This is a genomic window from Nonomuraea sp. 3N208 (assembly GCF_052245935.1).
Lineage (GTDB): Bacteria > Actinomycetota > Actinomycetes > Streptosporangiales > Streptosporangiaceae > Nonomuraea.
This window is the reverse complement of record NZ_JBQQBR010000004.1, coordinates 201,690-220,595: the sequence shown is the minus strand read 5'-3', so window position 1 is coordinate 220,595 and position 18,906 is coordinate 201,690. Positions and strand designations below refer to the sequence as shown.

At 69.8% G+C, this 18,906-nt stretch carries 15 protein-coding genes and 1 pseudogene; 5 read left to right on the top strand and 11 right to left on the bottom strand.

Features of this window, described 5'->3' with window-relative positions; all coding sequences use genetic code 11:
• Positions 1–27 precede the first annotated feature (27 nt).
• From ACTWPT_RS07310 to ACTWPT_RS07275, 8 genes are all read right to left on the bottom strand, one after another.
• Positions 28–996 carry an ABC transporter permease gene (locus ACTWPT_RS07310; protein WP_443176469.1) on the bottom strand — a complete coding sequence of 323 codons (969 nt, stop codon included), beginning with the start codon at positions 994–996 and terminating at the stop codon, positions 28–30.
• Positions 980–2,488 (bottom strand): sugar ABC transporter ATP-binding protein, encoded by a 1,509-nt coding sequence (locus ACTWPT_RS07305; protein ID WP_443176468.1) that lies wholly within the window; start codon positions 2,486–2,488, stop codon positions 980–982. The genes ACTWPT_RS07310 and ACTWPT_RS07305 overlap by 17 nt, the downstream gene beginning before the upstream one ends.
• Positions 2,485–3,501 carry a LacI family DNA-binding transcriptional regulator gene (locus ACTWPT_RS07300; RefSeq protein ID WP_443176467.1) on the bottom strand — a complete coding sequence of 339 codons (1,017 nt, stop codon included), beginning with the start codon at positions 3,499–3,501 and terminating at the stop codon, positions 2,485–2,487. Before ACTWPT_RS07300 ends, ACTWPT_RS07305 begins: the two co-directional genes overlap by 4 nt.
• A 597-nt stretch (positions 3,502–4,098) precedes the next feature.
• The gene (locus tag ACTWPT_RS07295) at positions 4,099–5,226 is read right to left on the bottom strand and encodes a winged helix DNA-binding domain-containing protein (RefSeq protein WP_443176466.1); all 1,128 of its coding nucleotides are present in this window, start codon (positions 5,224–5,226) and stop codon (positions 4,099–4,101) included.
• Positions 5,227–5,260: 34 nt separating this feature from the next.
• Entirely contained in the window at positions 5,261–5,653 is a 393-nt protein-coding gene (locus ACTWPT_RS07290; protein WP_443176465.1) for a RidA family protein, read from the bottom strand.
• Positions 5,650–6,231 carry a CGNR zinc finger domain-containing protein gene (locus ACTWPT_RS07285; protein ID WP_443176464.1) on the bottom strand — a complete coding sequence of 194 codons (582 nt, stop codon included), beginning with the start codon at positions 6,229–6,231 and terminating at the stop codon, positions 5,650–5,652. Before ACTWPT_RS07285 ends, ACTWPT_RS07290 begins: the two co-directional genes overlap by 4 nt.
• Before the next feature lie 343 nt (positions 6,232–6,574).
• Complete coding sequence (locus tag ACTWPT_RS07280) at positions 6,575–7,480, bottom strand: RDD family protein (protein ID WP_443176463.1); 906 nt, start codon at positions 7,478–7,480, stop codon at positions 6,575–6,577.
• Between the two features lie 470 nt (positions 7,481–7,950).
• The gene (locus tag ACTWPT_RS07275; protein ID WP_443176462.1) at positions 7,951–8,940 is read right to left on the bottom strand and encodes a vWA domain-containing protein; all 990 of its coding nucleotides are present in this window, start codon (positions 8,938–8,940) and stop codon (positions 7,951–7,953) included.
• Positions 8,941–9,297: 357 nt separating this feature from the next.
• Here ACTWPT_RS07275 and ACTWPT_RS07270 point away from each other — a divergent pair, with 357 nt between their 5' ends.
• A complete protein-coding gene (locus ACTWPT_RS07270; RefSeq protein ID WP_443176461.1) occupies positions 9,298–10,554 on the top strand; it encodes an MFS transporter in 1,257 nt (418 codons plus the stop codon).
• Between the two features lie 316 nt (positions 10,555–10,870).
• Here the strand turns inward: ACTWPT_RS07270 and ACTWPT_RS07265 are convergent, their stop codons facing one another.
• Positions 10,871–11,872 carry a class I SAM-dependent methyltransferase gene (locus tag ACTWPT_RS07265; RefSeq protein ID WP_443176460.1) on the bottom strand — a complete coding sequence of 334 codons (1,002 nt, stop codon included), beginning with the start codon at positions 11,870–11,872 and terminating at the stop codon, positions 10,871–10,873.
• Between the two features lie 129 nt (positions 11,873–12,001).
• Between ACTWPT_RS07265 and ACTWPT_RS07260 the strand changes: the two genes are divergently transcribed.
• From ACTWPT_RS07260 to ACTWPT_RS07250, 3 genes and pseudogenes are all read left to right on the top strand, one after another.
• Positions 12,002–12,817, top strand: a complete 816-nt coding sequence (locus ACTWPT_RS07260) for a HalD/BesD family halogenase (protein ID WP_443176459.1) — start codon at positions 12,002–12,004, stop codon at positions 12,815–12,817.
• 144 nt (positions 12,818–12,961) lie between these two features.
• Positions 12,962–13,219, top strand: a pseudogene (locus ACTWPT_RS07255) (AfsR/SARP family transcriptional regulator); the annotation flags it as partial.
• Positions 13,220–13,243: 24 nt separating this feature from the next.
• Entirely contained in the window at positions 13,244–16,090 is a 2,847-nt protein-coding gene (locus ACTWPT_RS07250; protein ID WP_443176660.1) for a BTAD domain-containing putative transcriptional regulator, read from the top strand.
• Here ACTWPT_RS07250 and ACTWPT_RS07245 read toward each other — a convergent pair.
• The gene (locus tag ACTWPT_RS07245) at positions 16,080–17,522 is read right to left on the bottom strand and encodes a cation:proton antiporter (RefSeq protein ID WP_443176458.1); all 1,443 of its coding nucleotides are present in this window, start codon (positions 17,520–17,522) and stop codon (positions 16,080–16,082) included. The genes ACTWPT_RS07250 and ACTWPT_RS07245 overlap by 11 nt on opposite strands.
• 32 nt (positions 17,523–17,554) lie before the next feature.
• Positions 17,555–17,719, bottom strand: a complete 165-nt coding sequence (locus tag ACTWPT_RS07240; RefSeq protein WP_443176457.1) for a hypothetical protein — start codon at positions 17,717–17,719, stop codon at positions 17,555–17,557.
• Positions 17,720–17,860: 141 nt separating this feature from the next.
• Between ACTWPT_RS07240 and ACTWPT_RS07235 the strand changes: the two genes are divergently transcribed.
• Complete coding sequence (locus tag ACTWPT_RS07235; protein ID WP_443176456.1) at positions 17,861–18,901, top strand: ornithine cyclodeaminase family protein; 1,041 nt, start codon at positions 17,861–17,863, stop codon at positions 18,899–18,901.
• The last annotated feature ends 5 nt before the right edge of the window (positions 18,902–18,906 follow it).

The window sequence follows — 18,906 nt, the reverse complement described above, 5'->3', positions numbered from 1 at the left end:
CTATTTCTTACTGGGTTTGCGGTGATGTCAGCGGCCGCTTCGGCGGCGCAGCGTGTCGAGCAGGACGGCCAGGGCGATCACCACGCCGATGACCACCTGTTGCCAGAAGGCCGAGACCGACAGCAGGTTCAACCCGTTGCGCAGCACGGCCAGGATGAGTGCGCCGACCAGCGTGCCGAGCGCCCTGCCCTTACCGCCCGACAGGCTCGCCCCGCCGATGACCACGGCGGCGATCGCGTCCAGCTCGTAGCCGGAGGCGGCCTGCGGCTGGGCCGAGGCGAGCCGGCTGGCCAGGACGATGCCGGCCACCGCGGCGAACGCGCCGGACAGGGCGTAGGTGACGAGCTTCTGCCTGCTGACGGCGATGCCGGACAGCCGGGCGGCCTCTTCGTTGCCGCCGATGGCGTACATCGCCCGGCCGGCGTAGGTGCGGTTGAGCACGACGGCGGTGATCACGCCCATGAGCGCCATCACCAGCACGGGGACCGGCAGGTAACCGCCGACGGTGTCGCCGAGGTGGGAGACCGCCTCCGGCATCTCGATGGGGCTGCCCTGGGAGACCACCAGGGCCAGCCCGCGCGCCACGCCCAGCATGGCCAGCGTGGCGATGAACGGCGGCAGCTTGCCGTACGCGATGAGCGCGGCGTTGACCAGCCCGCACCCGATGCCGACGGCGAGCGCGACCAGCGTGGCCAGCGGCCAGGGCAGCCCGGTGTCGGCGGCCGTCCAGGCCAGCACGATCGCCGACAAGGCGGCCACGGCGCCGACGGACAGGTCGATCCCGCCGGTGATGATGACGAACGTCGAGCCGAACGCGAGAATCGCGGTGACCGCCGCCTGGACGCCCACGTTCAGCAGGTTCGTCACGGTCAGAAAGTCGCCGGACAGCAACGACAGCGCCACGACGAGCACGACGAGCGCCGCGAGCGAGCCGTTCTCGGCCAGCAGGCTCCTGGCCGCCGGCCGTCCGGCCAGCACGTTAGTGGACACGGGCATCCTCCACCTCGGTGACGGCCAGCGCCATCACGGAGTCCTGGGTCGCCTCGGCGGCCTCCAGTTCGCCGACGAGCCTGCCTCTGGCCATGACGAGGATGCGGTCGCTCATCCCGAGGATCTCGGGTAGATCACTGGAGATCATGAGGACTGCGTGGCCGGAGGCGGTGAGCGAATTGATCAACTGGTAGATCTCGACCTTGGCGCCGACGTCGATGCCGCGCGTTGGCTCGTCGAGAATGAGCACGTGAGCGTCGGCGAGCAGCCACTTGCCGATCACGATCTTCTGCTGGTTGCCGCCCGACAGGGTGCGCACCTCCTGGCCGAGGTGGCTCATCCGCACGCCGAGCTGGGCGGCCACCCTTGCGGCGGCCTCGCGTTGCCCGGCCCGGTCGACGAATCCGCCGCGGGTGGCGCTGCGCAGGGTGACCAGGCCCAGGTTCTCGGCGATGTCGGCGGCCAGGACGAGTCCCTGGCCCTTGCGGTCCTCGGGGACCAGGCCGAGCCCGGCCTCCATGGCGGCGCGCACGTCGCCGGCGGGCAGTCGCCGGCCGCGTACCAGCACCTCGCCCGAGTCGTGGGCGTCGGCGCCGAACACCGCCCGGGCCACCTCGGTGCGGCCCGCGCCGACCAGCCCGGCCAGACCGACGACCTCGCCGGCGCGTACCTCGAACGACACTCCGGAGAACGCGCCGGCCCGGCTCAGGTCGCGCACCTGCAGCAGCGGCTCGCCGGCGGCGGCGACCTGGCGCGGGTACTGCTGGTCGATGGGCCGGCCCACCATGAGCCGGATCAGCTCCTCCTCGGGCGTGCCGGCCGGCATCTGTGCCACGGAGCGGCCGTCGCGCAGCACGGTCACCCGGTCGCCGATCTGCGCGATCTCCTCCAGGTGGTGGGTGATGAACACCACCGCGACGCCCCGCTCGCGCAGCTGCCCGACCAGGCCGAACAGGTGCCGCACCTCGCTGGTAGTGAGCACGGCGGTGGGCTCGTCCATGATGAGGACGCGGGCGTTCAACGCGAGGGCCTTGGCGATCTCGACCATCTGCATCTGCGCGATGCCCAGGTCCGCGACGCGGGTGCGCGGGTCGACGTCGATGCCCACCAGGTCGAGCATGCCGCGGGCCTGCTCGTGCATGCGCCGCGTGTCGACGAACCCGAAGCGGCGAGGCGGCCGGCCCAGGGAGAGGTTCTCGCCCACGGTCAGCTGGGGGACCAGGTTGAACTCCTGGTAGATCGTGGCGATGCCGAGCCGCTGGGCGTCGGCTGCGTTCCGGACGGCGACCGGCTCGCCGTCGACGAGGATGCGTCCGCTGTCGGGCTGGTAAGCGCCGGACAACATCTTGATGAGCGTGCTCTTGCCGGCGCCGTTCTCGCCGAGCAGGACGTGTACTTCGCCCTCGCGCAGGTCGAAGTCGACGCCGTCGAGTGCCACCACGCCGGGGAACCTCTTGCCGAGCCCCTCCACGCGCAGGATCTCCCGTGCCTGGCTCACGAGCCGTCCTCCTTCCGTGTGCCTGTCTCTCCGCACGACTCGCGCACCACGAGCGTCGCGGGCAGCACCACCGACTCGGTCGCCCGGCCGTGCAGCTCGTCGAGGATCAACCGGACCGCGCGCCGGCCCAGCTCGGCGGTGGGCTGGCTGATCGCGGTGATGCGTGGATGGATGTGGTTGAACCACGGCACGTCGTCGAACGAGGCCAACGCGACGTCGCCGGGGATGTCCAGGCCGCGCTCGCGGACCTCGTCGAGTGCGCCCAGGGCCATGAGGTTGTCGCCCAGGAAGATCGCCTGCGGTGGTTCGGCCAAGTCGAGCAGTTCGGAGGTGATCCGCTGGCCGCTGCCGGCGCGGAAGTCGCCGACGCGCACGTACTCCTCGGGAACCTCCAGGCCGTGCTCGGCCGCCGCCCGTAGGAAGGCCTCCGTTCGCTCGCGACCGGTGGACAGGGTGCTCGGCCCGGAGACGAACGCGATCCGCCGGTGCCCAAGGGCGCGCAGATGGGCGACCAGCTCGGCGATGGCGGTGCTGCCGTCGGTCCGCACCGACGGCACCTCCACGCCACTGAGCGTCCGGTCGAGGAAGACCAGCGGCCGCTCTCCAAGACTGACCTCCTCCACCAGGGGTGTCACCTCGGCGGTAGGGCAGATCAGCAGCCCGTCGACCCGCCGTTCCAGCAGGGTGCGCACGTAGTGGTCCTGCTGGTCGGGGCGCTCGTCGGCGTTGCCGATGATCACGGTGTAGCCGGCCTCGCGGGCCTCGTCCTCCACGGCCCGCGCCAGCTCGGCGAAGAACGGGTTGAGGATGTCGCCGATGATCAGCCCGAGTGTCCTGGTGGCCTCGGTACGCAGCGACCGGGCGACGGCGTTGGGCCGGTAGTTCAGCGCGGCCATCGCATCGTGGACCCGGTTGCGCGTCTCCTCGGTGACGGAGGGGCTGTCGTTGAGCACCCGGGAGACGGTCGCTACGGAGACGCCCGCCTGCGCGGCGACATCTTTGATGCGAGCCACCTGACCTCCATGTAATCGGTTACATGAGGGTATGTAATCGGTTACATGAATGTGAACCGGCAGACAGGGTGATTCAGGTCACACTTTGCACCAGACGGTGATCGCAGCTCGCGTTCGATCGCCGCGGGTGCGGAAGCGGCCCGCGCCCGCGCCGAACCGGCGCTTCAGGACCCGGTGATCCCCGAGGGCGGCTCGTCCAAGCGGCGCATGAGACCACCGCCAGGAAAATATCCGCCCGGCCTGCGGGTACATCTCTGCAGTTGGGTTTCTTCGGCTGCGTGTCGTGTTCGGTGGCGCGCCGATCGTCTTATGCATGAGGGCAGATAGCCCAGGCTGCGAAGGAGGTGGAGGGCGCCGTGCCGGATGAGGACAAGAAGCGAGCAGCGCACCGAGACCTGGTGGATCGCGTCCTGAACGGGGAGGGCCGGGCAGCTGCGGAGCAGCGCCTGCCAGGTGCCATCGGCCGATCAGCGGGGTGCCGCTTGGTCGTCGTTCCTGCGAGCGTTCACCATCGTGAGTCCGTGAGTTGGACGTCGTGGAGTCGAGGTTGCCGCAGACTCCGTGCGACGGTCTGGCGCAGCCGCCCCGCCTCGCTCGCTATACCTCGACCACCGATGTCGTGAGGCGTTCGCCGAGCACGTTCTCCAGTACATCCGTCTCGGCCTCGATCGCGTCCCGGGCGATTGGACCGGACTCTGCGAAGAGTTCGACGGACAGTGAGGATCTGTCGATCTTCCAGGTGCCCACGATCCGACCCCGGGAGACGACGATCGGGGCGATCCAGCCTGCGGCGCGGCTGACCCAGCGTCGACGTGCCGTCGCGAGGATCCGGTGATCGTTGGTGCCCGGCCCGAGCACGTACTGGTCGAACCCGGGCAGGAGGCGGACCTGATTGGTCGGCGTCGCCGTGGTCAGGGTGTCCAGATCGTCGGTTCGCGCGTACAGCGTTTCGTTCTCAACTCGCACCGGGGTGAGAACGCCGTCCTCGGCCAGCTCCGTGAACCAGCGCCGCGTCAGCAGTTTGCGCAATGCTCCGCGGATGAGCCACTGGTTGAACGCGGCGGGGTCGGCGGGGCCGTGCGCCGCGAGGTAGGCGGGGACCGCCGCCCGTGCCGCGTCGTCCGGTTCGGGCAGGCCCTTCCAGGTGGGAAGCCAGGTCGTGGGCGAGGTGAACGTGACCCGGTTGCCCTGTGAGATTCCGTTGCACAGCAGCCCCTGCCAGGCCAGCGGCTTGAGCAGGGCACCCCATCCGGAGGTGAGTTGGTCCGCGAGCGACCGGTCCCCCGTCCGTTCGGCGATCTCCTGCGCGAGCTCCTCGCGCGTCAGTTCGGCGTCCTTCAGCACCGCGGAGACAGCGTCGGCGATCGCCTCCATCTGCGCGGCGGTGGCGAACTCCCGTTGCCAGCTCGGCGTCAGCCAGGTCCGGGCGGACGCGAGCAACGAGAGATAGGCGGGTGCGTCCTCGGACCGCAGGAGGTGCAGCGTGCCGCGCATGGCCCAGGTCTTGACCAACGAGCGGTCGGACAGCGCGCCTGCCACGTTCGCCTCGCACTCGGCCCGGCGGACGGCGAGGGCGAGTTCAGCAGACGAGGCGACCTGGGCCTGGACGCCGGCGAGACGCCCCACGATCTGGACGGGATCGACATTCCCTGGCCGGTCGAGGAAGTGCCGATCCATCCGCCAGGACAGAACCTGGTCCCAGGTCAGCTCCACCGTGGGCGACATCAGCAGCCTCCGTCGTTCTCTCGAGGGTTCTCGTTCAGTACGTGGGCAGTACGGCAATGGCGTCGATCTCGACGAGTGCCTCTGGTCGGGCGAGCCCGGCGACGCGGACCACCGTGATCGCGGTCGGGTGCTGGCCCCAGACCTGCGCGGATGCGGCGAAGGCTGCATTCAGGTCGCCGTCGGCCGACAGGTAAATGTTCAGCTTCGCGACCTGCTGCTGCCCGACCCCGGACTCGTTGAGTACCGCGATCACGTTGCGCATCGCTTGTGCGGACTGCTCGGCGAGGCCCCCGGTGATCGCGCCGGTGCTGTCGGTGCCGTTCTGGCCGCCGACGTAGAGGGTGCGACCGGGCTCGGTCACCGTGCCCTGGGAGAAGAACGGCGTGTTGTGCAGCGCGGGCGGGTTGACGTGAGTGATCGTGCTCATGGTGTGTGCTCCTTGCGATGGGATCGGTGGGTACGCACCTTGGTGCGGTTGCCGCAGCGCTGCATCGAACACCAGCGTCGGGCGTTGGGCCGGGAACTGTCGTAGAAGATCAGCGCGCAGTCGTCGGCGCCGCAATGCCGGATCCGCTCCGGGCCGGCGGAGAAGACGCGGACGCCGTCGCGGGCGATGGTCGCCAGAGCGCGCGGGACCGTCGGCATGGGCGCGGGTTCGGTGCCACCGGCAAGCACCGGCGCGAGGTCTGCCGCTGCTGCCGCATGGTTGATCAAGTCGATCGCCTCCGGGTCCGGTGCCGCGTCATCGGCGAGCGCGGTGGCGATGCGCGTGATGGCCGTACGCAGCTCGCACGCTGCGCGGAACTGCGCGGAGGTCGCCGGGCCGGCCAGTTCTCCGAATCGTTCGGTGAGCCACGCGGTGAGGTCTCCTGGCTGGTGCAGCCGCTCCCACTCCGGCCGCCCGTACCCGTAGTCCCCGGTGTAGCCGAAGTCCAGCGCCAACGAACCGGAGTCGAAGAACCACCGGGTCCCGGCGTAGTCGACAAACCACTGACCTGTCGTCATGTAACCACTATAACTAGTTACACCCGGGAGCACAACAGAACCCGGAGGATGGAGATCAACCGCCCAGCGCCGCCCGGCTCGGGCCGAGGATGGCCTACCGGCTTCGACGCCGGACGCTATAAGGGCAGGAACGTGACGAAACGGGCGATCAACCGGCTGAAGAACAGACACCACGGCCTTCTATGCCTCGGCGGCGACCGCGGCCCTGGCCCCGGCGCTCGCGATGACAATGAGATCGTTCACCGCGAGTCGGTCCACTCGGCCTTCGTGATCGTGACGGAGTTCGACACGGCCCCTGGCTCGAAGCCCTTCTGGTAAGCGCTCGGCTTGACGCCTGAGCGTCTTACAGCAGGTCGTGGACGACCCGGGTGCCAGCGAGGCGGTCGCCCAGGGTGCGAGCTGCCGGGTCGGGCACCGCCCACAGCCCGTCCACCAGCAGCACGGCCAGCCCGAACTGTGGCACGCAGACGAGGGCGGGGAACACGAGCGCGCGGACCGCGGCCCTACGCCAGCCCGGCCAGTGGCCGGTCTCGGCGGAGACAACGCGGATGCGCATGAGCCGCTTGCCGAATGTCCGTCCCGTCAGAACGTAAAGGAACGCGGCCACGGCGACAAGCAGCGATGCCGGTTCGTTGACCCTGAACCAGTTCAGGAGGCCGTAGTCCAAGCTGCTGAGCCTCCCCTGGAAGAGGCCCAGGAAGGCAATGAAGATCAAGTAATCGACGCCGAATGCCGTCGCCCGGCGGCCGGCGAACCCACTCGGCCAGGTGTCCCTCGCGGTCCGGGTGGCCAGGAGCACCAGCAGCGCGGAGAGCAAGAGGGTCGACTGCGCAGGCCCGTAGGTGCTCAGCACGGTGGCGAACCACTCGCCGCTGAGTACGGGGATCATCGAGCACCCGTCCTCATACATGTACGAAGGACTGGCCGGTCCGACGATTGCGAGGAGGACGAGCAGGCCGGCCACGCGGCGGCCCACGATGGCCCCGTTCCCGGTAGTGGCCGACATCAGGAACCCCGTGAGGACGAGGATCGAGGGCACGCCCCACAGGACGGCCAGGCCCGCGATGTCGTAGGCGTCCCCAAGGAGCGCCGACGCCGGTTTGGCGAGGTCGAAGCCGCCTCCGTCAAAGGACCCCACACAGCCGAGGACGACATAGGAGGACCCGTACTCGACCTGCCAGGCGTCCCAGGTCGGATACGCGGCGGCGGCCAGGGCGGCCGCCCAAGCGAGCTGGGCTAATCGCGACAAGATGATCTCCGTTTTTCGCGACACCCTAGCGGCATGGGACGGCCCGCCATATTGCCTGGCTCCAACGCTGGCTGGTCCCATCGCACGGCGACGACGGCGGTCTCGTCGACGAGTGAGACGCAGGTGCATCCCCATCACGCGCAACGGCGCGGCGTTGGAGGGGTTCCATGTGGTTGCGCTTCCTCTCGTTGAGGGGAAGCTAGAACATCAGATCGTTGACGCCTGTCCGCAGGTCAAGGCATCGGGAACGGGGACACAGGGATCGTCCTTGGCATCGTCGAACAAGCACATGCATGCCCTGGACGACACGGTGACCACATCGCTGTCCGTACCGGGCGGTGGGCCGCCCCGCGATTGGGGTTGAAGCTCTGAATGCTGGGGTTGGGTGTAGGGGTGGAGGCGGCGCCAATCAGGCGATCCTGAACATCGTCAACCAACGAGCCGGGTTGGGCGATGAACCATGCAAGTGGTCACCTGGACAGGGGCTTCAGCTCATCGGTGACCAGCTTGACCACCAGATCGTCCAGGGCCAGCACGGCATACTCCGAGACGTGGTGCTCGGTCTTGTCACCTGGCGAGACGCCGTCGGCGCCGTAGGTGAGGAAGGTGAAGCGGCCCAGGGTGAGCTGGGCGAGTTGGCGGTAGATGTACTCGCCCTGGGCGTCGAGGCCCGATGACGCGATCGGCTCGATCTTGATGCCGCGTTCGGCTGCCCTGCGGGCCTCGGTCAGATAGTCCGGTCCGTCGTAGTCGAGGTGCGGCGGCGCATCAGCGATGAGGAAGACCAGCTTAACGGCGTCCTCACGCCAGGCCGGCTTGGCCAGCGCCTCGGCGAGCCCTGCGTTCAAGTCCTCGGGGGTGTCACCGCCGCCTGAGGCCCCCACCTCGGCGAGCTGCTGTCGGAACGTTCCCACGTCGGCGGTGAAGTCAGTGGTCCTGGTGACGTAGTCGTCGCCCCTGTCGCGGTAGAGCGTCATGCCGAGCTCCAGCTCGGGCTCGGCCGACAGCTTGGCGATGCGTGAGGCGACCGAGTCGACGCTGGCGGTCAGGCGGCCGATCTCGTCACCCATCGACCCGGTGGTGTCGATGAGGAACAGCACCTGCAGCTTGGCCCGGCCCTCCGGCCTGGTGACGGGCAGCTTGACCTTGGGCGCGTCGCCGGTGGCCGCGGCGGTGGCTCCGCCGTAGGAGACGGTGATCCGGCCGTCGCCGAAGATCAGCGCGCGTCCGTCGGCGTAGGTGCGTGCCGTCTGATCTCCAGCCTGCACGGCGGCGCCGAATAGCGGCCGGCCGCCCCGATCCGTCACGGTCACGATCCTGCGCTTGCTGACATCGGCGACGGGCACCTGCTGGCCGTCGGCGGCGAACTTCTTCTGGTAGTCCAGGTAGGCGGAGAAGGCGGCGTTGTCGTCGACGCTGCCCGCACGTAAACCCGGCTGCGCCTGGGCTTCGGATTTCACATCGGGCGCAGCAGCCTTGCTCGTACCTCCTCCGCCGCAGGCGGTCAGGATTAGGGCGGACAACGGCAGGGCGGCGAGAAGTACACGGTGACGTGTCATGACTTTTCCGACGGAAGGATTGGTGAGGGCGTTCGGCCTCGGATCACACAGTGACCGTGCCGTGCCCGATATGTGATCTCCCGGCCGTGCGTGTTCCGATCGCTCATCAGCTGTCGATCGCATGGCGACACGGCGTAATTGCTCGTTCTCCCAATCGACGTGCAAGGACGTCGCGTGGTCGGCGACTGCCGGCGCGTCGACGAGCGCGACGGGCGGTCCGCGATCGGGTCGGCTGGTGCCCCGGTGGATGATGCTCGGGTGAGAATTCAGGCGAACGGCAGCCGGCGAATGCCTGTCGGGCTCGTCGCGCTGACCCTCGGCAGCTTCGGGATCGGCCTGACCGAGTTCGTGATCGCGGGCCTGCTTCCGCAGGTGAGCCGGAGCCTGGCCGTGTCCGAAGCCGCGGCGGGGTGGTTAATCTCCGGATACGCGCTGAGCGTCGCGGTCGGCGCGATCGTGGTGACCGCCGCCACTGGCACACTGTCCCGCAAGCCTGTCCTCATCGGGTTAGCGGCGCTGTTCGTCGTCGGCAATCTCCTATCCGCTGTCGCACCCAGCTATCCGGTGATGCTGCTCGGACGCGTCGTCGCCGCCCTGTGCCACGGTTCGTTCTTCGGCATCGGCTCGCTCGTCGCACGGCGAATGGTTCCGGCGGAGCGGGCGTCGAGGGCGGTGGCGGTGATGTTCGCCGGCTTGACACTCGCGAACGTCCTGGGCGTGCCGTTCGGTGCCCTGGTCGGCGAACGCTGGGGCTGGCGCGCCACGTTCTGGGCGATCACCGCGATCGGTGTGATCGCCATGATCGCCATCGCGGCGCTGGTGCCGGGCTGGGCCGGCGCGGTGGACCGCGCGCATCCCTCGACGGCTTCCGGCCTGAACGGGCTGCGTGTCCAGCTACGCGCGTTCCGCTCCTTGCAGGTCTGGCTGACACTGGCGGCCACCGCACTCGGTTACGGCGGGATGTTCGGCGCGTTCAGCTACATCGCCTACACCTTCACCCGGATCACCGGCTTCTCCAGCGCCGACGTCGCCTGGCTGCTCGTCGTGTACGGCAGCGGCCTGGTGATCGGGAACCTGGCCGGCGGGCGGGCCGCAGACGTTAACCGGGACCGCACGCTGATCGTCTCCCTGGCCGGCCTCGCCGTTACGCTCACCGCGTTCGGGCTGCTGGCCGGCAGTCCCGTCGCATCGGTGGTCCTGGTCTTCCTGCTGGGCTTGTTCGGGTTCGCCGGCGTCCCCGGCATGATCACCCGCGTCACCGATTACGCGAACGGGGTCCCGCTCGCTGCCAGCGCCAACGTGTCGGCCTCCAACGTCGGGAACGCGCTGGGGGCCTGGCTCGGCGGCCTGGCCATCAGCGCCGGCCTCGGCTACACCGCTCCGCTGTACGTCGGTGCCGCCATCGTCCTGGCCGGACTCGCTGTGATGACGATCAGCGCGCGACGAACACTGGGCGAGGCTTCGGACACCGGGGACGTCCGGCTCTCCCCGGACAGGACGCCCACGGGCTCATGAGGAACCCAACCGTGGTGGTGGACAACCCCCAGGAGCTCCGCTGTCATCCAGGGGCCGCGTGATTCCAAGAACGAGAGCCAGAAGCCGCTGTTTCAAATCACCGTTTCGGTGCTCATAGAACGGAGCAAGGGCCGTTCGGGGTTCGTGCACCCTTCTATGAGCATCTGGTTCGTTCCAATGGTAATTAGATCTGGCGTGGGCTTTCTTTGTGGTTTACGAGATTGGTCATCCCGTTCCGGGCGCCTGCGTGCTGAGTTTGTGCTGACCCTGGGGCGCGGTGGTGTGACCGCTCGATCTCCGCTCGAGTGGTTCGCGGTCAACCGCGCCCCTGGACGCCCTCACCTTCCGAGGACGTGACGCCGGGCCGGTGCTGCCAGACGAATTCCAGCCACGGCGGGGCCACTCCCGTGAAGTGCGCCCAACTGCCCGGTTCCGCACCGGGGTAGTCACCTCGGACCTCAGAAAGGAGCGTCAGCATGAAGCCTTCCCGGATCAGGCTGTTGACTATCCGGCTCAGTGTCTGCCTGTACTCCCTGGGTTCGCGGATACGGCGGTCGGCCGGCGTACTGCCGTAGACCCAGTCCTGGTCGGGATAACAGGTCGCGGCCTCGTCCGTGTAGGGGTGCTTCAGCGTGTAGCCCTCCCCATTCCACGAGTCGTGAGTGAGCCCGGAGAAGAACGGGTTGGCGCACATCAGGTAGTAATGGCCGCCTTCGTCGACGACTCTCGCGACCTCACGGAAAACGATCCGAGAGTCCGGGACGAAGGTCAGCGAGTACGGATGCCAGACCAGATCGAAGGAGGAGTCGTCGAGGGCCGACAGGTCCCGCATGTCTCCTTGGATCGTGCGGATGCCGACGCTGTAGTGCTCAGCGGCCAAGCGGTCCCGCTCCAACTGCCCGGACGAGATGTCGAGAACCGTCACGTCGGCGCCGAGCAGAGCGAAGGCCGCAGACTGCTGTCCGCCTCCTCCCGCCAGGCAGAGCACCCTTTGGCCCGCCAGGTCGCCGGGGATGCCCAGCCTCTCCAGACCGAGATAGGCCTGAGCCTTCTCCGCGTCCAGGTCGAGCATAGGACGGGTGAACAACGCGTCCGCCTCCACAAGGGCTTCCCAGCGTTCCTCGTTGTAGTGGTACACCTCGTCCTGCACAGCGAAGACCCTATCTCGCTTTTCGACCGGCGGCCCCGTCACGCGGCGGGCCCGGCGTACGGCGACGGCGAGGCCGCAGAGGACGACGGCGACCAGCGCGACCAGCGCCCACGGGATGGTCCAGGCGCTCGCCGTGGTCTCGACGGCGGTGAGCGGGGCGGTTCGCACCGGCCTTACCGGCGCGATGCCGGGGCGAAAGGGCGGCGATAGCCGGCCGGGCAAGGCTCGGTCCGAGCTCCGAACCTGACGCCACCGCCGTACGCGCATCAGCGTTCGCCGCGACGACAAGGAGAGAACATGCAGACTTTGACCCCCGAGAGCGCCGCGACCACCCTGCTCGAGGCCGGCAACCGGCCGCCGTCGACCGTACGGGACGACGTGGTCGAGGAGCTGGACACGCTGCTGTCCAAGCACCTGGCCACCCGCGCGGACGCGGTGGAGAAGGCCGCGGTGCAGTACTCGCGCGAACACTACGCGCGGATGACCGGGCTGCTGCCCGATGAGCTGGTACGCCGCCTCCAGGAGGAGACGACCATGCTGACGGCGGCCAACACCCGCCGCATCGACATCCGCGTGGCCGTGACCGGCAACACGCCGCGGCGGCTCGGCAGCCTGCCGAACTCGCTGTTCGCCTCGCACAGCACGCTGTTCACCGCGCTTTACCACGTGCCGGCGTTCCGCGGGCTGCTCCGCGACATCGCCGGGGCCCCGGTGTTCGACTGCACCTACCCTGACGAGCAGATCACCGGCACCCACCAGACCCAGGTGGGCGACACGCACGGCTGGCACTGGGGCGACCACGAGTTCGCCTGGATCTTCATCTCCCAGGCGCCCGCCCCCGAGCACGGCGGCCTGCTCCAGTGCGTGCCGCACACGCCGTGGAACAAGCAGGACCCGGCAGTGAACCGGTGTCTGACGCAGGGCCAGATCCGTACCTACCATCACGAGAGCGGCGAGTCGTACTTCTTCAAGACCGACACCACCCTGCACCGCACGATGCCGATCCAGACGGACGGCATCACCCGCTCGATCGTGAACCTCACCTACTCCGGCGTCTCCGACCTGCTGACCGAGAAGACCTACGAGACCACCGACGCCGTCTACCTCGACTGACCATCCAACCGCCGCCCGGCCCGGGCGGGAGGCTCGCCGCCTCCCGCCCGGGCCGTCGCCGTTTCGGCAGCCCATGTCCGCAGACATACTGACGAATGTGCGATATATACGAGGGAGGTCCAATACCGGGGTATAGGGGGACCCATGCACATTCGGATCCTGGGGCCATTAGAGGTGCTGGCAGAAGGACGCCGAATACCACTCACGGGGGCACGTCCGCAGGTCATTCTGGCGATGCTCGCCCTGGAGCCGAACCGGGTCATCTCCGTGGACCGCCTCCTCGACGCCATCTGGGACGATGATCCGCCGAGCACGGCCAGGGCACAGATCCACATTTGCGTCTCGGGACTCCGCCGGACATTTTCCGCATCGGGGCTGACCGACGTCATCAGTACCAGACCCCCGGGCTATATCTTGAATATCCCGGTGGAAAATATTGACGCCCATCAGTTCGAAGAATTCGTCGCGAAGTCGTATTCGCTGGTGGAAGCCGGAAAACCTCAAGAGGCGGTGACCGCGCTGCAGTCCGCGCTCGGCCTCTGGTACGGCACCGCGCTCGATGGCCTTCAGGGCCGGATCATCCGCGGCAGCGCGCTGCAGCTCCAGGAGCGCCACCTGGCCGCCATCGAGGAGCGGCTGCGCCTGGAACTGTCGCTCGGCCACCACGCCAATCTCGTCGGCGACCTCACCGTCCTGATCCGCGACCACCCGCTCAGAGAACGCCTCTACGCCCACCTGATGGTCGCCCTCTACCGGTCCGGACGGCAGGCCGAGGCGCTGGAGACGTACCGCATGGCCCGCGCGACGCTGGTCGAGGAGCTGGGCATCGAACCCGGCGACGAGCTGCGCCGGCTGGAGCAGGCCATCCTGCGCGGCGACGGCGACATCGGCGACGAGGCGTTCGCCGAGCAGCCGCCCGCCGCGCCCCGCGACACGCCCATGGCGGCCGTCCAGGTCATCCCGCGCCAGCTGCCCGCCGCGATCGGCGACTTCACCGGGCGCACCGGCGCGTTCGCCGGCATCGTGGAGGCCCTGACCGGCCCGGACGGCGGCGAGGCGTCGGGCGCCGTGCCGACCGTCGTCATCAGCGGCCGGGGCGGCGTCGGCAAGACCACCCTGGCCGTGCAGGTGGCCCACGACGTGCGGGAGCACTTCCCCGACGGGCAGCTCTTCGCCAATCTGCGCGGCGGCAGCGGCCGGCCCGCGTCAGCGCTGGAGATTCTGGAACGCTTCCTGCGCGGCCTGGGCGTGGACGGCTCCGCCATCCCCGAGACCATCGACGAGCGGGCCGAAATGTACCGCAGCCGGCTCGGCGAGCGGCGCACTCTGGTGCTGCTCGACGACGTGATGAGCGAGTCGCAGGTGACGCCGCTGCTGCCGGGCAGCTCCGGCTGCGCCGTAGTGGTCACCAGCCGCACCCGGCTGACCGGCCTGCCCGGCGCCCACCGCATCGAGCTGGGCGTCCTGGAGAGCGGCCGGGCCGTCACCCTGCTGGAACGCATCCTTGGCGAGCAACGCGTCCGGGACGAGCCCGAGCAGGCCGCCGCCCTCGCCGAGCTGTGCGGGCACCTGCCGCTGGCCGTCCGCATCGCCGGGGCCAAACTCGCCTCCCGTCCGCACTGGCAGCTGCGCCGGCTCGCCGACCGGCTGCGCGACGAGAACCGCCGTCTCGACGAGCTGGAGCACGGAGACCTCGGCATCCGGGCCAGCATCGAGGTCAGCTACCAGGGCCTGCCCGACCCGGCCAAGCGCCTGCTGCGCCTGCTGTCGCTGTTGGAGACCCCGGACTTCCCCGGCTGGGTGGGCGCCTGCCTGCTCGAGGAGGATCCGGCCGAGGCAGAGGACCTGCTGGAGACGCTGGTCGACGCCCAGCTCGTGGACGCCGGCGCCGGCCCGGCCAAGAGCGCGCCCCGCTACCGCTTCCACGACCTCATCAGGACGTTCGCCCGCGACCGGGCGCTGGCCGAGGACAGCGCCGCCGACCGCACCGCCAGTCTGCGCCGCGCCCTGTCGGCCTGGCTCGCGCTGGCCAAGGAGACGCACCGCCGCGAGTACGGCGGTGACTACACCATCCTGCACAGCGGCGAGGCCCGCTGGTCGCCGCCGCCCGTGCTGCTCGAACGGCTCTCGCCACACCCGATGAACTGGCTGGACGGCGAGCGCACCGCGCTGGTCGCGGGCGTCCGGCAGGCCGCGCAGCTCGGGTTCGACGAGCTCTGCTGGGACCTGGCGCTGGCCGCCGAGACGCTGTTCGAGGCCAGGAGCTACTTCGACGACTGGCGCTCCACCACCGAGCTGGCGCTCGGCGTGGTCCGCAGGAAGGCCAACCCGCGCGGCGTGGCCGCCATGCTGTACTCCCTGGGCAGCCTGCGCATCTTCCAGCTCGAGCCGGACGCCGCCCTGGAGGCGCTCGAACCCGCGCTGCGGCTGTTCAAGGAGCAGAACGAGCCCCACGGGTGGGCGCTGGTGCTGCGCAATCTCGCCTTCGTCGACTCGCTGCGCGGCGACACCAAGCAGGCCATCCGCCGGTACGGCGAGGCGCTGGAGGTCTTCCAACTGGTCGGAGACCGCACCAGCGAGGCCCACGTGCTGAGCAACCTGGCCCGAGCCCTGCTCGAGAGCGGCGAGTACGCCGAGGCGGAGACGTACCTGGAGCGGGCCTTGAAGATCGCTGGGGACGTGGGCAGCCGTCGCTCGGAGGCGCAGGTGCTCTACCGGCTCGGCGAGAGCGCCCTGCGGCAGGACCAGGTCGACCGGGCCGGCCGGTCGTTCACGCGGGCGCTGCGCATCGTCAGGGACGGCGCCGACCACATCGGCGAGGCGTACATGCTGTACGGGCTCGGCCAGGTCTACGTCCGCGAGGGCCGCCACGACCAGGCGCACATGATCCTGGAGCAGTCGCTGGCCCTGGCCGTGCGGGTGGGTGATCGGCTGGTCGAGGGCCGGGTCCGGCACGAGCTGGGCGAGCTGGCGCTGGCCCGCGGCAGGTTCGGGGAGGCGGCCGCACGGCTGGGTCAGGCGGTGGAGATCTTCCGGGGCATGCGCCTGCCGCCGTTCGAGGCTCGGGCGCTGGTCGGGCTGGCCGAGGCGAGCGACGGGCTGGCCTCGGCCGAGGGGGCGCACGCGGCTGAGGAGGCCGCCCGCGCCGCCTGGGCGCTGCTGGCCGGCCTGGACTCGGTCGAGGCCGGCGGCCTGCGTGACCGGCTGGCGCTGCGCCAGCCGGCCGCGATCCCCGGCACACCCGTCGAGGCGCCGCCGCGCGTCACGGGTTGAGCAGCGGCCGGTCAGCGGGCGCCGGTCCGGAGCCGCTCCTGAGGCGGCGGAGCAGGTCGAGGCTGGGCGCCGTCATCACGGTGGAGACCAGCGTCATGAACACCAGCATGGTGAACACGGTCGGGCTGATCACGCCCATGGACATCCCGATGTTCAGCACCACCAGCTCGGTCAGCCCCCGGCAGTTCATCAGCACGCCCAGCGACAGCGAGTCGCGCCAGCCGATGCCCGAGACCCGGGCGGCAGTCGTCGAGCCGCCAGTCTTGGCCAGCACCGCGACCGCGGTGATGAGCAGGCACCACGCCCACAGCTGCCCGTCGGCGCCGAGCAGCCCGAATTCGGTGTGCAGGCCGGTGTAGACGAAGAACAACGGCAGCAGCAGCGTCACCGTGAGACCGTGCAGCTGCCCGGCGGCCCGCTGCACCGGCAGGGACCCACGCGGCATGATCGCGCCGAACAGGAAGGCACCAAAGATCGAGTGGATCCCGATCGCGTCGGTGGCCAGCGCCGAAAGCATCACGCCGGCCAGCGCCACCGGCAGCACGGCCGCCTCGGGTAGCAGGCCGCCGGGGCCGAGCAGCCGGCGCATCAGCGGCCGGGCCCCGAACGCCATCACCGCGAAGAAGCCCACCGACAGAGCCGCCGTGACCAGCGCGACGTCCGCGGCGGCGCTGCGGGTGACCGCTACCACGGCGGCCAGCACGCACCAGGCCGTGACGTCGTCCACGGCCGCGCAGGTAAGCGACATCGCGCCGACCGGCGTGCGGGTCAGGCCCCGGTCGGACAGGATCCTGGCCAGGACCGGGAACGCGGTGATGCTCATCGAGATGCCGAAGAACAGCGTGAACGCCAGCTGCCCGACCCCGCCGGACCCGAGCGCCGGGTACAGCGCGAGCGCCAGCAGCACCCCGCACAGGAACGGCACCACGATGCTGACGTGGCTGATCACCGCGGCGGCATAGCTGCGCTGCCGGACCAGGCCGAGGTCGAGCTCGTAGCCGACGAGGAACATGAAGAAGATCAGGCCGACCTGCGACAGGGTGGACAGCGTCGCGACCAGGCCGGGCGGGAACAGGGTGGCGTACCCGGCGGGCCACAGGGCGCCCAGTACGGACGGGCCGAGCAGCACACCGGCGATGATCTCACCGATGACGGGGGGCTGCGCGAGCCGCCGGAACAGGCGGCCGCACAGGTGGCAGGCGGCCAGGATCACCGGCACGGCGATCAGCAGCCTGGGGAAGACGTCGGGGACGCTGGCGGCGGCCGGCCCGCCGGACGGCCGCCCCGGGGAGGAGAGGCCGTGCCGGAGGGTGAGCCAGACGAGGGCGACGGGCACCACGACCAGCGCCAGGTAGATGGCGATCATCCGCAGTGATCGCGGACGGACGATCGGGGAGGTTAGCTCCGGCCTGTCGTCGAGTCGCACGGACATGTCGGCTCCGATGAGTGACGATGTGCGGGGAATCAGCTGGGGTCGCCGTCCGAGCCCCAGTGGGTGTTTTCATCGTCGGGGCCGTCGACGGCGACCACGTGGACGGCCGGCGCGGTGTGCGTCCCTGCGGCGATCGCGACGGCCGGCAGCGCGAGGGAGGCAGCGATGATGGCGGGGGTGATCAGCTGCTTGAGCATGACGCCTGCTTTCGTGGTTCGGAGATCTGCTCTGCGCCGCAGTCAATCGGCGTCGGCTTTCGTCGCACTATGTCTTCGCTAAATCCGCCCGCTTAGCGTCGCGAAGCCCGCCCGATAGGCGCCCTTCGCACGCTTACCGGCGTGAACAACGACGCGACCGCACTCTGGTACCTCACCGAGGAAGACACCAGGTGGGCCTGCCAGCGCCTCGACCCCGTCAAGATCGTGCGGGAGGCCCTCGTCCTGCAGGCCGAGGGGAGGACCACCCTGCCGGCCGAGGCCTACCTCGGCTGGACCAGCCCCTCCGGCGCGGCCGCCCGCAGCCTGAACATGCCGGGCTACGTCGGCGGCCCGTTTGAGATGGCCGGTACGAAGATCATCAACGGCTGCCTGGACAACCCCGAACGCGGGCTGCCCCGCGCCAGCGGCCTGACCATGCTCTTCGACCGCCAGACCGCGCGCATCCGCTGCGTCATGGCCTCCGCCCACATCAGCGCCCTCAGGACCGCGGGCGTGACCGTGGCCAGCGCCCAGGCGCTGCTGCCGCAGAAGGTCATCACCGTCGGCGTCATCGGCGCCGGCGCCATCGCCCGCGCGCACATCGAGCTGCTGGCCCGGTCCCTGCCCGGTACCGCCGCCATCGTGCTGCACGACCGGGACCCGTGCCGGGCCGCCGCCCTCGCGGGCGAGGTGGAGGCCCTGCTGCGCGCGCACGGCATCCGCATCTCCCTGGCCGACACGGCCCGCGAGGCCGTGCTCGGCGCCGACCTGGTCATCCCCGCCACCACGACCACCAAGGGCTACATCGCCTACGACTGGCTCAGCATGGGCTGCGTCGTGGTGAACGTCTCCCTCGACGACGTCCTGCCCGACGTGGTGGTCGAGGCAGGCACCCTGCTGGTCGACGACTGGGCCCTGGTCCGCGACGACGAGCACCGCCTGCTCGGCCGCATGTACCGGGACGGGCGCGTGGCCGGCCCCGGCGAGCACGCGGGCGCCGGCGTCCGCCGCGTCGACGCCGAGCTGGGCGAGGTGTTCGCCGGCCGGCACCCGGGCCGCTACCACCCCGACGACGTCATCCTGGTCAACCCCTTCGGCCTGGCGATCGAGGACATCGCGCTGGCCACCGAGGTGTACCGGATCGCGATGCGCGAGGGCCGCGGCATCGCCCTGCCCCGCTGACCCAC